The following is a 14,476-nucleotide window of genomic DNA, read 5'->3' as shown; positions in this document are numbered from 1 at the left end:
AGGAGGTTGAGATGACGAACGACAGCAGCCACCAGGACCGGCGCGACGATCACCGGGCCGGGCGGCCGACGGCCCACACCGAGCACACCGAGGGCCCGGCCGAGCACCCGGCCGAGTACCGGATCGAGCACGACTCCATGGGCGAGGTACGCGTCCCCGCCCACGCCAAGTGGCGGGCCCAGACCCAGCGCGCGGTGGAGAACTTCCCCGTCAGCGGCCAGCGCCTGGAGCGCGCCCACATCGAGGCCCTCGCCCGGATCAAGGGCGCCGCCGCGAAGGTCAACGCGGAACTGGGCGTCCTCGACAAGGACATCGCCGAGGCCATCCAGGAGGCGGCGGCCGAGGTCGCCGAGGGGCGCTGGGACGCGCACTTCCCGGTGGACGTCTTCCAGACGGGTTCCGGCACCTCCTCCAACATGAACACCAACGAGGTGCTCGCCACCCTCGCCACCGAGCGGCTGGGCCGCGACGTCCACCCCAACGACCACGTCAACGCCTCGCAGTCGTCCAACGACGTCTTCCCGTCCTCGATCCACATCGCCGCCACCGCCGCGGTCACCCGGGACCTGGTGCCGGCGCTGGAACACCTGGCCTCAGCGCTGGAACGGAAATCAGCCGAATTCGTGAGGGTCGTCAAATCGGGTCGCACCCATTTGATGGACGCCACCCCGGTGACCCTGGGGCAGGAATTCGGGGGGTACGCGGCCCAGATCCGGTACGGGGTGGAGCGGCTGCGCGCCACCCTGCCGCGGCTCGCCGAACTCCCCCTCGGCGGCACCGCCGTCGGCACCGGCATCAACACCCCGCACGGCTTCTCCGCCGCCGTCATCGCCGAGGTGGCGCGGGCCACCGGGCTGCCGTTGACCGAGGCCCGCGACCACTTCGAGGCGCAGGGCGCCCGGGACGGCCTGGTGGAGACCTCGGGCCAGCTGCGGACCATCGCCGTCTCGCTCACGAAGATCTCCAACGACCTGCGCTGGATGGCCAGCGGCCCGCGCACCGGCCTCGCCGAGATCAACCTGCCGGACCTCCAGCCCGGTTCCTCGATCATGCCGGGCAAGGTCAATCCGGTCGTCCCGGAGGCGGTCCTGATGGTCGCGGCCCAGGTCACGGGCAACGACACCACCGTTGCGGTGGCGGGCGCGGCGGGCAATTTCGAGCTCAACGTGATGCTTCCGGTGATGGCGAAGAACCTGCTGGAGTCCGTACGACTGCTGGCGAACGCGTCCCGGCTGCTCGCCGACCGGACGGTGGACGGGATCACTGCGAACGTCGAACGGGCACGCGAGTACGCCGAGTCCTCGCCGTCCGTGGTGACTCCGCTGAACCGTTACATCGGGTATGAGGAGGCGGCCAAGGTCGCCAAGAAGGCCCTCGCCGAGCGCCGGACGATCCGCGAGGTGGTCCTCGCGGGCGGGTACGTGGAGCGGGGCGATCTGACCCTGGAACAGCTCGACGAGGCCCTCGACGTCCTGCGGATGACCCGGCCCTGACACCGGTCGGAACGGGGCACGGAGCGGGCCCGGAACGGGGCACGGCAAGGGCTCGGAGCGGGGCACGGGAAGGGCTCGGTCACGGGCGGCGCGGTGGCTTCACCAGCGGGTCCGCCGCCCCGCCCGGCCCTCGCCCGCACCGCCCCCAGGCCCCTGTCCGAACCCCCGCCCCGGCCCCCGCCCCGGCCCCCTCCCCGGGCCCCGTCCCCGACCCCCGGCCGGGGTGGCGCGGTGGGTGGCGCGCCGGTCGGCCAGGGGTTCCGAACGGCCCGTCACCCCCTAAACTCTGCCCATGACAGCATCCGGCCGCCCACCGCACTGGGCACCGGGGGACCACATCCTCTGGCGCTACCGCGACAACGGCACCGGCGACGTGCACATCTGCCGCCCGGTCACCGTGGTCCAGGACACCCCGGAGCTGCTCGCGGTCTGGATGGCGCCCGGCACCGAATGCGTCAAACCGGTCCTGGCCGACGGCTCCCCCATACACGAGGAACCGCTGTCCACCCGGTACACCGCCCCCCGTACCACGATCCGGGCGCCGTGGCACGGCGCCGGGGTGCTCAAACTGGCCCGGCCGGACGAGCCGTGGTCGGTGTGGCTGTTCTGGGAGGGCGACTGGCTCTTCCGCAGCTGGTACGTGAACCTGGAGTCGCCCCGCACCCGTTGGGCCGGCGGCATCGACTCCGAGGACCACTTCCTCGACATCTCCGTCTTCCCCGACCGCAGCTGGCTGTGGCGCGACGAGGACGAGTTCGCCGAGGCCCAGCGGACCGGACTGCTCGACGCCGCGCAGGCGGAGCGGGTCCGGACGGCGGGGCAGGCGGCCGTCGAGGTGATCCGGGCGTGGGGCGCACCGTTCTCGGCGGGCTGGGAAAGCTGGCGGCCCGACCCGGGCTGGCCGGTCCCCGTCCTGCCCGAGGACTGGGACCGTACCGCCGTCCATACGGCACCCCGAGCCCCTTGATACGCCCCCGGGGGGCAACCGTAGGATCGTCCTCCGCAAGCAGTCGGCGTCGGAGCCGCACGTCACAGACCCGGCCGCGCCCCGTGAGCGGGTAGCGGCACACCAGCAACCGAGCAGCATCCGAGCAGCACCGGACCGCTGACCGGCCGTCGGCCGGCCATCGGTTCATCCATGAAGGCCACCCGAGGGGGAGAGCAGTGCCGGAGCCGTGCGCGGATGCCCCCACCGCCTTCCCCACATCGACCTCGTGCCGGGGGTTTAGCCCTGCCGATGGAGCGGCATCGGCGAGAAGAGCGCGTGCAACGCACCACCGGCCCGGACGGACGGAATCCCAGGCGTGACGGAGCATCCCACCTCCCACGAAGGCCGTAAGGCGATGGCCGAACGGCCGCAGGAACGCGCCCGCCCCCGCCAGGAAACGGCGCCGGGCGAGGCGCAGAGCGCCGCGCAGAACGCGGCCCCGAACGCGGCGCCGGCGAGCGCGTCGCCCCAGGTGACGGCGACCAGTACGACCACGAGTACGACGGCGAGCGCGACTGTGACGAGCCAGACCATGACGAACCCGACCGTGCCGGGCCCGGCCGTGACCAGCCCCGCCGTGACCAGCCCCGCCGTGACGAGCCAGACGGCCGGCGCGACGGCGAACGCGACGGCGACGGACCCGGCGGCCGGTGCGGCGGCGACCGCGGCGGCCGCCGTCGCCGTGCCCGTCCCCGCGCCCGGTGGCGCCGGTGGCGGGTCCCGCTCCCATCCCGACGGAGCCGGCGGAGCCGGTGGCGCGCCGCGCCGTGAGGGCGAGCGGCTGCGGTTCGTGGGCGCCGCGACGCGGCGGATCGCCCGCGGACTCGATCTCGACGAGATCGTGCTCGGCCTGTGCCGGGCGACGGTCCCGACCTTCTCCGACGCGATCCTCGTCTACCTGCGCGATCCGCTGCCGGTGGGCGACGAGCGCCCGGCCGAGCCGTTCGTGCTGCGGCTGCGGCGCACGGACCGGCTGCGCTTAACTGATCTGGAAGGCGAGGAGCTGGTCCTGGTCCCGGACCCGGATCCGACGCCCGCGGCGGAGCTGTGCGAGGTCCGCTCCGGCGGCGCGCTCGCCGAAGTACTGCGCGGGGTACGGCCGGTGCCCGGCGACTCGGCGGCGGCGCGGACCGCGCTGCCGGAGCTGCTCGGCCCGGACCATCCGCTGCCGAACGGCCAGCGGGCCATCCTCGCGCCGCTGCGCGGACGGCGCCGGGTGATCGGCGCGGCCGTGTTCCTGCGGCGCCCGGAGCGGGCCGGTTTCGAGCCGAACGACCTGCTGGTCGCGGCCCAGCTGGCGACGCACACCGCGCTCGGCATCGACAAGGCGGTGCTGTACGGGCGGGAGGCGTACATCGCGGACGAGCTGCAGCGCACCATGCTGCCGGACTCGCTGCCGCAGCCGACCGGTGTACGGCTGGCCTCACGCTACCTTCCGGCGGCCGAGACGGCGCGGGTGGGCGGCGACTGGTACGACGCGATCCCGCTGCCGGGCAGCCGGGTGGCGCTGGTCGTGGGCGATGTCATGGGCCACTCCATGACATCGGCGGCGATCATGGGCCAGCTGCGGACCACGGCGCAGACGCTCGCCGGGCTCGACCTGCCGCCGCAGGAGGTGCTGCACCACCTGGACGAGCAGGCCCAAAGGCTCGGCGAGAACCGCATGGCGACCTGCATGTACGCGGTGTACGACCCGGTCGCGCACCGGATCACCATCGCCAACGCGGGGCATCCGCCGCCCATACTGCTGCACCTGGGCGGCCAGGCGGAGGTGCTTCAGGTGCCCTCGGGCGCACCGATCGGCGTGGGCGGGGTGGACTTCGAGGCGGTGGAGCTGGACGCGCCGGCCGGGGCCACGCTGCTGCTGTACACGGACGGTCTGGTGGAGTCGCGCCTGCGGGACGTGTCGAGCGGCATCGAGCTGCTGCGGGAGCGCCTCGCGGCGACGGCGCAGCTCACCGGGCCGGACCACGCGCCTCCGCTGGAGGCGCTGTGCGACGACGTGCTCGACATGCTGGGTCCGGGCGACCGGGACGACGACATCGCGCTGCTCGCGGCCCGCTTCGACGGGATCGCGCCGAACGATGTGGCGTACTGGTACCTGGAGCCGGAGGACTCGGCCCCGGGCCGGGCCCGGCGGCACGCCCGCCGGGCGCTGACCCGCTGGGGCCTGGAGGATCTGACCGACTCGGTGGAGCTGCTGGTCAGCGAGGTCGTCACCAACGCGGTCCGATACGCCGAACGGCCGGTGACCCTGCGGCTGCTGCGGACGGACGTGCTGCGCTGCGAGGTCGGCGACGACTCGCCGCAGCTGCCCCGGCAGCGGCGGGCGCGGGATACCGACGAGGGCGGCCGTGGGCTGTTCCTGGTGAACCGGCTGGCCCGGCGGTGGGGTGCGACGCGGCTGTCGGGCGGCAAGGTGGTGTGGTTCGAGCTGGCCACGCACTGACGCGGGCTGCTCTGCCTGCTGGATGACGGTCGGTGCGGGAGACGTGCGGGACGTACGCCTCCCGCCGCCGCACCGCGCGTACCTCCCGTACCTCCCGTACCTCCCGTACCTCCCGTACGAGTGAAACGCACGCACGGACGCACGGATGAGAAAGGCGGGGGGGGGGGGGGGGGGGGGGGGGGGGGGGGGGGGGGGGGGGGGGGGGGGGGGGGGGGGGGGGGGGGGGGGGGGGGGGGGGGGGGGCGCCGGGGCGCGGGGCGGGGGGGCGGCGCCCCCCCCGGGCGGGGGGGGGGGGCCGCGCGGCCCCCCCCCCCCGCGCCCGCGCCCCCCGCCGCCCCCCCCCCCCCCCCCCCCCCCCCCCCCCCCCGCCTTGTCGTCGTTCAGCCCGTGTGCACCGCCGGGACCTGCCCGTACGCGGCGCCCGGCGCTACTGCCCGGCCGTCCCGGGATTCCCGGGGTTGCCCGGATCGGGGTTGCCGGGGTTGGGGGGATTGCCGCCGCCGGTGCCGTCCCCGGGCGGCTGGGTGGTCGGCGCCGTCGTCTCGGGCGGCGCCGTCTGCTCCGGCGGGGCGGTGATGGTCGGCCCCGTCGGCACCTGCGGGGTGGCGGGCGTCATGGGGGGCGGCGAGGTCGGCTCGGTGGGCTCGCCGCTGGGCGAGGTCGTCGGGTCCGGGGCCTCGCCGGTCGCGGTCGGCGACGGCTCGCCGCCGCCGGAGCCGGCCACGGTCTCCAGGTCGAAGCGGGCGCTGGAGCCGCCGCCGAGCGCCTTGGTGGTGTACGCGCCCCAGATCTGGGCGGGCAGCTTGCCGCCGTTGGCGCGGCCCGGGTTGATCGCGTCGGTGAGGGTGAGCTGGCTGCCGCCGTCCGGGGACTCGCCGAACAGGCCGACCGCGGTGACGAGTTCGGGGGTGTAGCCGACGAACCAGGCCGAGCGGTTGTTCTCGGAGGTACCGGTCTTGCCGGCGGCCTGGTACGGGCCCGCGGCACGGACGCCGGAGCCGCTCTGGACGACGCCCATCATGGCCTGGGTGGTGGTGTCGGCGGCCTCGCGGCTGATGACCGACTCACCGATGGGGTCGGGGCGGTCGACCGTACGGTCCTTGTGCTCGGCGGACTTCACCAGGCTCGGGGTGACCTTGACGCCGTGGTGGGCGAGGGTCGCGTAGACGCCGGCCATGTCGAGAGTCGAGGCGTTCATGACACCGAGCGACTGCGACGGGGTGGGGACGAAGTCGACGCCGTCCTTCACACCGAGGGCGAGGCCGGTCTTCTTGGACTTGTCCGCGCCGACGTCGACGATCATCTGGGCGTAGACCGAGTTGATCGAGCTGTTGGTGGCCTTCTGGACGGTGACCGGGCCGTAGCTGACCTGGTCCTCGTTCTGGGGAGCGAACGGGATGGCGCTGCCGACGACGGGACGCTTGTTGGTGCCGTCGTAGATCGTGTTCAGACCGATCCTGCGGCCGTCCTGGGTCTCGGCCTTGTTGTCGATGGCGGAGGCGAGCACGATCGGCTTGTACGTCGACGCGGGCTGGTAGTCGCGCCGGGTGGCGTTGTTCGTCCAGTGCTCGGTGGCGCCGATGCCGCCGTACATCGCGACGACCGCGCCGGTCTTCGGGTCCACGGAGGTGGCACCGGCCTGGACACTGGCGGCCCGCTTGCTGTTCTTGCGGTCGAGCTGGGACTCCAGCTCCTTGTCGACGGCGTCGACCAGGGCCTTCTGCTTCTTCTCGTCGACGTTGAGGGTGATCGTCCAGCCGCCGGCCTTCAGGTCCTCCTCGCTGACGCCCTGGCGCATGAGCTCCTGGTTGGCGGCCTCGACGATGTAGCCGCTCTGGCCGCTCAGGCCCTTGGGGGCCTTGGGCTTCTGCGGGACGGGGAACTTCAGGCCGGCCCGGGCCCGGGCGTCCAGCCAGCCCTCGCCGACCATGTTGTCGAGGACGTAGTTCCAGCGGTACTCGACGGCCTTGCGGCCCTTCTCGGAGGCGGCGTGCCAGTCGTACTGGCTGGGGGCCTGGAGGACGGCGGCGAGGTAGGCGCCCTGGGCGACGTTCAGCTTCTCGGCGTCGACGCCGTAGTACGCCTGCGCGGCGGCCTGGATGCCGTAGGCGCTGCGGCCGTAGTAGCTGGTGTTGATGTAGCCGGCCAGGATGTCGTTCTTTTCCTTCTGCCGGTCGACCTTGATCGCGATGACCATTTCCTTGAGCTTGCGCGTGGCCGTCTGGTCCTGGCTCAAGTAGTAGTTCTTCACGTACTGCTGGGTGATCGTCGAGCCACCCTGCTTGCCCTTGCCGCTGACTGTGTTCCAGGCGGCGCGGGCGGTGCCCATGATGTCGACGCCGTTGTCCTCGTAGAAGGTCTTGTTCTCGGCGGCGACGAAGGTCCGCTGGACCGGGAGGGGAACCTTGTCGAGGCCCACGATCTCCCGGTTGATCTTGCCCGTACGGGCCAGGACCTTGCCGTTGGAGTACTTGTAGACGTTGCTCTGGAGGGTCGCGTCCGCGTTCGCGCTCGGAACCGGGACCATCAGGTAGAGCGCGTAGAACGCGCCCATGACAAGCAGGCAGGTCACGAGGAAGGTGCCCAGGAGCTTCTTCCAGGTGAACAGGCGGCGTATGCGGCTCTTGCCGCCTGTGCTCGTGCTCGTACGGCCCATGTCCTCGTTCGCTCCGCTCGTCGTCGAATCAGCTCAGAAAGCTAACACCGCCCAATACGACAAAGGGCGATCGATCCGGCTTTTCCGGGCGTGAGAATCAGCACCCACCCCTGACGGAACCGACGTTCCAGAGGCCCGGATGGTTGTGTGCCGCCGGACACAAAGCTGTTACGGCCAGGCATGGACGGCGTCCAGAGGGGAAGTCTCCCCCGTTCGGCGGAGGAAACCGGCCACCTATGCATTGCGTGTATACACCGCCTGTACAGTGACGTCCATGTCCATCGGTCACACCCTTCTCGGGCTCCTGGAGTCCGGCCCCCGCCACGGCTACGACCTCAAGCGGGCCTTCGACGAGCGCTTCGGCCAGGACCGTCCCCTGCACTACGGGCAGGTCTACTCGACCATGTCCCGGCTGCTGCGGAACGGTCTCGTCGAGGTCGACGGCATCGAGTCCGGCGGCGGCCCCGAACGCAAGCGGTACGCCATCACCGAGGCGGGCGTCACGGATGTCGCGCGGTGGCTCGCGACTCCGGAGAAGCCCGAGCCGTACCTCCAGTCCACGCTCTACACCAAGGTCGTCCTCGCCCTCCTGACCGGCCGGGGCGCGGCGGAGATCCTCGATACGCAGCGGGCCGAGCATCTGCGCCTGATGCGTGAGCTGACCCGGCGCAAGAAGGACGGCGATCTCACCGACCAGCTGATCTGCGACCACGCCCTGTTCCATCTGGAAGCCGATCTGCGCTGGCTGGAACTGACCGCCGCCCGGCTGGACCGGCTCGCCGAGGAGATCCGTCGATGAGCGACGTCCCGACGACCGACGTCCCGACGACCGACCCTCCGGTGACCGACGCCCCGGCGCACTCCGCTCTGCTCTGCGCCCAGGGCGTCGACAAGGCGTACGGGCCGACCCCGGCCCTCGCCGGCGTCGACTTCACCCTGCGCGCCGGGGAGGTCGTCGCCGTGATGGGCCCCTCCGGCTCCGGCAAGTCCACCCTGCTGCACTGCCTCGCCGGGATCGTCCGCCCCGACACCGGCACCATCCGCTACGACGGGCGCGACCTGACCGCGATGACCGATGGACAGCGCAGCGCCCTGCGCCGCTCCGACTTCGGCTTCGTCTTCCAGTTCGGGCAGCTGGTGCCCGAACTGACCTGCGTCGAGAACGTCGCCCTGCCGCTGCGGCTGAACGGCGAACGCCGCAAGGACGCCGAACGGCGGGCCCGGGAGTGGCTGGCCCGGCTGGAGGTCGACGACACCGCCGGCAAGCGCCCCGGCGAGATATCCGGCGGCCAGGGCCAGCGGGTCGCCGTGGCCCGCGCGCTCGTCACCGCCCCGCGGGTGATCTTCGCCGACGAACCGACCGGCGCGCTCGACTCGCTCAACGGCGAGCGGGTCATGTCGCTGCTCACCGACGCCTCCCGGGACACCGGCGCCGCCGTCGTCCTGGTCACCCACGAGGCCCGGGTCGCCGCGTACTCCGACCGCGAGATCGTGGTCCGCGACGGCTCCGTACGGGACACGGAGTGGGCGGCATGAGCCTGCTGAGCGAGGCCGGGGACCGCGCCGACGGGCACGGCGGTGGCACGGCTCCCTCCGACGTATCGGGTGCCGACGCGGCCTCGCGCCGGGACCCGGGCGGCTCCGGTCCCCGGGCCTGGGCCCGCGATCTGGCGCTCGGCCTGCGTTTCGCCTTCACCGGCGGGCGCCGCGGCGGGCTCCGCACCACCCTGACCGCCGTCGGCGTCGGCCTCGGCGTGGCCCTGCTGCTGATCGCCGCGTCCCTGCCGAACATGCTGTTCCAGCGCGAGGTACGGGAGTCCGCGCGGCAGCCCGACGCCAGCTACGAGGTCGCGAAGCCCGGCCCCGACACCTTTCTCTACCTCCGTACCGACACCGTCTTCCGCGGCGACTCCGTCACCGGACTGCTGCTGCGTCCCGAGGGCCCGAAGGCCGCCGTGCCGCCGGGCGCGGACAAGATCCCCGCGCCCGGCACGATGCTGGCCTCCCCGGCGCTGCGCGATCTGCTCGCCTCCCCCGAGGGCGCGCTGCTGAAGAAGCGGCTGCCGTACGAGGTCACCGGCACGCTCGGCGAGGAGGGGCTGATCGGGCCGGCCGAACTGCGCTACGTCGCGGGCACGGACATCCTCGCCACCGGCAAAGCCGGCAACGCCGACGGCCGGGGCCGGACCTACGGCTGGTCGGTGCCCGGCGAGCCGATGAACGCGCTCCTGATGCTGCTCGTCGTCATGGCCTGCGTCGTCCTGCTCCTGCCCGTCCTCGTCTTCGTCGCGACCGCCGTCCGCTTCGGCGGCGAGCAGCGCGACCGGCGGCTCGCCGCGCTCCGTCTGGTCGGCGCGGACATCGCCATGACCCGCCGGATCGCCGCCGGCGAGTCGCTGGCGAGCGCGCTGCTCGGGCTCGTCGCGGGCGGCGTGTTCTTCGCGGTGGGCCGGCAGTTCGCCGGAACCTTCTCGATCTGGGACGTCAACGCCTTCCCGTCGGACGTCGTCCCGGTGTCCTGGCTCACCGTCGTCGTCATCGCCGCCGTGCCGGTCGCCGCCCTCGTCGTCGGCCTCTTCGCGCTGCGCGGGGTCTCCGTCGAGCCCCTCGGCGTCGTCCGTACGGCCACCCCCCGGCCGCGCCGGGTGCTGTGGCGGCTGCTCCTCGTCCTCGCCGGTGTCCTCGTGCTCGTACCGAGCCTCCAAGGGGTCGCACCTGCCGGGGACACCCTGCACACCACCGGCATCTCCCTCGGCGCCTCCCTTGTCCTCGCCGGGCTCACCACGCTGCTGCCCTGGCTGGTCGAAGCCCTGGTCAAGCGACTCTCCGGCGGCCCGGTGCCCTGGCAGCTGGCCACCCGGCGGCTCCAGCTCAGCAGTGGCACCGCGGCCCGGTCCGTCAGCGGCATCGTCGCCGCTGCGGCCGGGGCGATCGCCCTCCAGATGCTGTTCCAGGCCATCCAGAGCGACTTCATGCACCCCACGAACATGGACACCGCCCGCGCCCGGCTCCAGACCTCGGTCAGCGCCCACGACGGCGACGAGGCGCGCCGCGCCATCACCGCCCTCAGCGGCACCCGGGGCGTCACCGGGGTCGTCGGCACCATCGAGTCCAGCCTGTGGCGGCCCGGCCCGCCCGACAAGGGAATGGACTTCGGGCCGGTCACCTCGGTCTTCGTCGGCGACTGCGCTTCCTTGCGGGAACTGGCCACGCTGCCGTCCTGCGCCGACGGCGACACGTTCATCGCCCTCGCCCACGGCAAGGAGGGACCGGAGGACTCCTGGGTCACCTCGACCGCCCGGCCCGGCGCGGTCGTCGCGCTGCGCGATCCGCAGACGCACCGGGGCGGACCGATGCCGACCTGGCGGATCCCGGACGGCGCGCGCACCGTCGACTCCCGCCGCGATCCCATGGGCATCTACCAGTTCGGCGTCCTCGCCACCCCGAAGGCCGTCGACGCCGCCCGGCTCGACTCCCCCACGGCCGGTGCCATGGTGCGGATCGACCCGGCGGTCAAGGACGCGGAGGAGTACGTACGCAACGCGGTCGCCGCGCTCGACCCGACGACCAGCGTCCGGACACTCCAGGACGTCGAACGCGACGCGCAGTTCAGCACTGTCCGCACCGGCATCCTGGTCGGGGCCACCCTCACCATGCTGCTGGTCGCGGTCTCGCTCCTGGTCACCACGCTGGAGCAACTGCGCGAACGGCGGCGGCTGCTGTCCACCCTGGTCGCCTTCGGCACCCGGCGCGCCACCCTCGCCTGGTCGGTGCTGTGGCAGACGGCCGTACCGATCGTCCTCGGTCTCACCCTGTCCGTGGCCGGCGGGCTGTCCCTCGGCGTCGTCCTGGTACGGATGGTGGGCAAGAGCGTCGTGGACTGGTTCGCCTTCCTGCCCGTCGTCGGGGTGGGCGCGGGGCTGATCCTTCTGGTGACGCTGCTGAGCCTGCCGTTGCTGTGGCGGCTGATGCGGGCCGACGGTCTGCGGACCGAGTAGCCCCGGCCAGTGGGGGCGGGGGCCGCGAGGAGTGCGGCTCAGTCCCCCGCCCTCACCAGGCCGCTCTCGTACGCGAAGATCACCGCGTGGACGCGGTCCCGGAGACCGAGCTTCACCAGAACCCGGCCGAGGTGGGTCTTGACGGTCGTCTCCCCGATGAAGAGGCGGCCGGCGATCTCGTGGTTGGACAGACCCCGGGCGGCAAGGGCGAGTACCTCCCGTTCCCGCCCGGTGAGCGCGGTCAGCAGGCCGTGCCGGGCGGGCGCGGGCTCGGCGGGGCGCAGGACGAACCGTTCGACGAGCCGCCGGGTCAGCGAGGGCCCCACCATGACCTCGCCCCGCAGGACCGCGCGGACCGTCACCAGGATCTCCTCGGCGGGGGCGTCCTTGACGAGGAATCCGTTCGCCCCCGCACGCAGCGCCGCGTAGGCGTATTCGTCGAGGTCGAAGGTGGTGACGACCAGGATCCGGGGTGCGTCGGGCCGCGCGCACAGGTGCGCGGTCGCGGCGATCCCGTCCCGGCCGGGCATCCGTACGTCCATCAGGACGAGGTCCGGCCGCAGCGCCGCCACGCCCGCGATCGCCGCGTCGCCTTCGGCGGCCTCGCCCACCACCGTGAGGTCGGGCTGGCTGTCGACGACCATGCGCAGGCCCATCCGGATCAGCTCCTGGTCGTCGCAGATCAGCACCCGGGCCGGGGGTGCGGCCGGCGGCGAGACCGGAGGCGCCGGTGGGGTCGGTTCGGTCATGAGGTCACCGCCCAGGGCTCGGACTCGGCATCGGGATCGGACTTCGGCTGGTCGGGGCGGAGGGTGGCGGTGACGCGAAAGCCGCCGTCGGCGGTGGGTCCGGCGTCGACTCTCCCGCCGTACGGAGCGGCCCGCTCGCGCATGCCGGCGAGTCCGCGCCCGGAGGGGAGCGGCGAGGCGGGCTGCCCGGCGGGTGTCCCGCCGTCCCCGGCGGTGTTCTCCACGCGGATACGGACCAGCCGCCCGGGCCCCGGGACCCCCGTGTCGACGCGCACCCTGATCGCGGCGTCCGGCGGCGCGTGCTTGACGATGTTCGTGAGGGCCTCCTGCACGATGCGGTACGTCTGCGCGGTGAGGTCCGCCGTCAGCCCGCCCCCGTCTCCCCGCAGGTCCAGCCGGGCGCGCGTGCCCCGCGGGTCGAGCCGGCCGACGAGACGGCGCAGATCCGCCGGGAGGGACGCGGGATCCCGGCCCGGGCCGTCGGCCCCGGCCCCGGCCCCGGTCCCAGTCCCGGTCGCGATGCCGTCGGGACCGTCGGGACCGGGCGTACGCAGCACGCCGAGCAGCCGCCGCAGCTCCCCCAGCGCCTCGCGGCCGGTCGCGCCGATGACGCCGAAGGCCCGGTCGGCGGCGGCCGGGTCGGCCGGCCGCATCAGCCGGCCGCCCTCGGCGCTCAGCACCATCACGCTCACGCTGTGCGCGAGGACGTCGTGGATCTCCCGGGCGATCCGCGCCCGTTCCTCGGCGACGGCGGCCCGGGCCAGGGCGAGCCGCTCCGACTCGGCCGCCGCGACCCGCCGTTCGAACTCGGCGATATAGGCGCGCCGGGCCCGGACGTACTCGCCGTACATCCAGGCCCCGGCCAGCAGCAGCCCCACCGCCAGCGGGGTGAGCACGCCCCCGCGCGCCCCCGGGTCCCCCTCGTACGTCCGCTGCCACGCGGGGATCCACAGCAGGACGCAGACGGCGGCCGCGCCCAGCGTCGCCGCGGCGGCGAGGCGCAGACCGCGCACCGTGAGGGTGGCCAGGACGGCGGCCAGGGCGACGGCGCCCCGGCCCGGCTCCTGTCCCCACACCTGTCCGAGGTACTGGGCCCAGAAGGCAGCCGTCACCACGGCCGCGACCAGCACCGGCCGCCGGCGGCGCCACAGCAGGGGCAGCACCAGGGCCGCGTACACACAGGTCTGCGCCCAGACGGGCCGCCAGCCCGGCTCGGGGCGGATCACCGGGGGCACGGCCACCAGTGCGACCAACAGGACGTCCGTCAGCCACGGATGGTCGCGCCGCAGCCGGGGCAGGGTCTCCATCAGACGGCGCACCCCTTCACGCTACGGCCGGGGCCCGCCCGCCGTACATCGTCCCGGGGGTCGGCGCGGGGTCCTCCGCCGGTCGTACCCGCACCGGCCGGGGAGACGACGTGCGGCCACCCGGGGCGCTTCGAGCATGGCGGGCATGTCGATCGCCGTGGAGTTCCTCAGACGTCCGCTCACCACCGGTGCCATAGCGGCCAGTTCACGTCGGCTCGGGTACGCGATGACCGAGGGGATCGGTCTCGAACGGGCCCGGACGGTTCTCGAACTCGGGCCGGGTACCGGGGTGTTCACCGATGCCATTCTCGCCCGGCTCGCTCCGGACGCGCGGCTGGTCGCGGTCGAGATCAACCCGGTGCTCGCCGCGCGGCTCTCGGCGACCCGGCGCGATCCCCGGCTGACCGTGGTGCGCGGTTCGGCCGCGACCGATCTGGTCGCGATGGCGGGCGGGCCGGCCGACGCCGTGGTCTCGGGGCTGCCGTGGACGGTCATGCCGCGCGCGCTGCGCGGGCGCGTCCTGGACTCCGTGGCCGATGCCCTCGTGCCCGGCGGCCGGTTCACCACCTTCGCGTATCTGCACGCCGCCCGGACCCCGCCGGCCCGCCGACTCGCCGCCGAACTCGCCCTCCGTTTCGACCGCTTGGAACGCTCGCCGATGGTCTGGGCGAATCTTCCGCCCGCGTTCGTCCACCGGGCCACCCGGAAGGGGTGAACGCGTGCCCGACCCGTACGTCAGCGGCACGACGCCCGCGTTCACCGGACGGGTGGTTTACCTTCTCGTCCGTGTGAAGCCACTGGTGCCGGGGTGGTCATCTGCCAAGAGTGACGTGCGA

The 14,476-nt window shown here is 73.5% G+C and carries 10 protein-coding genes; 7 read left to right on the top strand and 3 right to left on the bottom strand.

Translation table 11 applies throughout. The features are described 5' to 3' along the window. The first annotated feature begins 11 nt into the window (after positions 1-11). The 3 genes from ACGFRB_RS16530 (at position 12) to ACGFRB_RS16520 (ending at position 4,930) form a co-directional block, all read left to right on the top strand. Positions 12-1,493, top strand: coding sequence for a class II fumarate hydratase (locus ACGFRB_RS16530; RefSeq protein ID WP_393243605.1), 1,482 nt, complete (start codon positions 12-14; stop codon positions 1,491-1,493). Positions 1,494-1,785: 292 nt separating this feature from the next. Further along, positions 1,786-2,460, top strand: coding sequence for a DUF402 domain-containing protein (locus ACGFRB_RS16525; RefSeq protein WP_363011398.1), 675 nt, complete (start codon positions 1,786-1,788; stop codon positions 2,458-2,460). A gap of 337 nt (positions 2,461-2,797) precedes the next feature. After that, on the top strand, positions 2,798-4,930 hold the full coding sequence (locus tag ACGFRB_RS16520; protein ID WP_393243603.1) for a SpoIIE family protein phosphatase: 2,133 nt from the start codon (positions 2,798-2,800) through the stop codon (positions 4,928-4,930). 427 nt (positions 4,931-5,357) lie between these two features. On the opposite strand, the gene ACGFRB_RS16515 is transcribed toward ACGFRB_RS16520, so the two are convergent. Then, on the bottom strand, positions 5,358-7,586 hold the full coding sequence (locus tag ACGFRB_RS16515) for a transglycosylase domain-containing protein (RefSeq protein ID WP_393243601.1): 2,229 nt from the start codon (positions 7,584-7,586) through the stop codon (positions 5,358-5,360). Positions 7,587-7,860: 274 nt separating this feature from the next. Between ACGFRB_RS16515 and ACGFRB_RS16510 the strand changes: the two genes are divergently transcribed. The 3 genes from ACGFRB_RS16510 to ACGFRB_RS16500 are packed head-to-tail and all read left to right on the top strand — an operon-like array spanning position 7,861 to position 11,584. Next, complete coding sequence (locus ACGFRB_RS16510; RefSeq protein ID WP_393243599.1) at positions 7,861-8,385, top strand: PadR family transcriptional regulator; 525 nt, start codon at positions 7,861-7,863, stop codon at positions 8,383-8,385. After that, positions 8,382-9,122 (top strand): ABC transporter ATP-binding protein, encoded by a 741-nt coding sequence (locus tag ACGFRB_RS16505; RefSeq protein WP_393243597.1) that lies wholly within the window; start codon positions 8,382-8,384, stop codon positions 9,120-9,122. The genes ACGFRB_RS16510 and ACGFRB_RS16505 overlap by 4 nt, the downstream gene beginning before the upstream one ends. Then, positions 9,119-11,584, top strand: a complete 2,466-nt coding sequence (locus tag ACGFRB_RS16500; RefSeq protein ID WP_393243595.1) for an FtsX-like permease family protein — start codon at positions 9,119-9,121, stop codon at positions 11,582-11,584. The genes ACGFRB_RS16505 and ACGFRB_RS16500 overlap by 4 nt, the downstream gene beginning before the upstream one ends. A gap of 38 nt (positions 11,585-11,622) precedes the next feature. Here the strand turns inward: ACGFRB_RS16500 and ACGFRB_RS16495 are convergent, their stop codons facing one another. Next, positions 11,623-12,333, bottom strand: coding sequence for a response regulator (locus ACGFRB_RS16495; RefSeq protein ID WP_393243593.1), 711 nt, complete (start codon positions 12,331-12,333; stop codon positions 11,623-11,625). Beyond that, positions 12,330-13,652, bottom strand: a complete 1,323-nt coding sequence (locus ACGFRB_RS16490; protein ID WP_393243592.1) for a sensor histidine kinase — start codon at positions 13,650-13,652, stop codon at positions 12,330-12,332. The genes ACGFRB_RS16495 and ACGFRB_RS16490 overlap by 4 nt, the downstream gene beginning before the upstream one ends. Positions 13,653-13,785: 133 nt before the next feature. Here ACGFRB_RS16490 and ACGFRB_RS16485 point away from each other — a divergent pair, with 133 nt between their 5' ends. Beyond that, positions 13,786-14,355: a class I SAM-dependent methyltransferase gene (locus ACGFRB_RS16485; protein ID WP_393243590.1), complete on the top strand. Its 570-nt coding sequence runs from the start codon at positions 13,786-13,788 to the stop codon at positions 14,353-14,355. Positions 14,356-14,476: the final 121 nt, after the last annotated feature.

It is taken from the genome of Streptomyces sp. NPDC048718 (assembly GCF_043198875.1).
GTDB lineage: Bacteria > Actinomycetota > Actinomycetes > Streptomycetales > Streptomycetaceae > Streptomyces.
The sequence above is the reverse complement of the archived record's forward strand: the minus strand, read 5'-3'. Positions and strand labels throughout refer to the sequence as shown.